This is a genomic window from Streptomyces sp. GbtcB6, assembly GCF_019091475.1.
Lineage (GTDB): Bacteria > Actinomycetota > Actinomycetes > Streptomycetales > Streptomycetaceae > Streptomyces > Streptomyces hyaluromycini.
This window is the reverse complement of sequence record NZ_JAGXJL010000431.1, coordinates 1-240: the sequence shown is the minus strand read 5'-3', so window position 1 is coordinate 240 and position 240 is coordinate 1. Positions and strand designations below refer to the sequence as shown.

The following is a 240-nucleotide window of genomic DNA, read 5'->3' as shown; positions in this document are numbered from 1 at the left end:
GAGCGGGTTCTCCCGCGCGTTCGGCGGGTACGACCGTGCGGTCTGCCGCCCGTGGACCCAGCCGAAGTAGTCGGGCCCCCACAGCATCCGGGCGGAGGCGGCGCCCGATCCCCGGGCCGCGACCGATCCCACGGGGTTGGCCGGGCCCCAGATCACCAGGACCGGCCGCCAGCCGCGGGCGAACTCGACCAGGTTGCCGGTGAGATCCCGGCGTCCGCCGGCGTCCGGGTAGTAGCGCGC

General features: G+C 76.2%; 1 pseudogene. It reads right to left on the bottom strand.

The annotated features are described in order from the left end of the window. Window positions 1–240 (bottom strand): annotated as a pseudogene (locus KVT45_RS55580) (hypothetical protein); the annotation flags it as partial.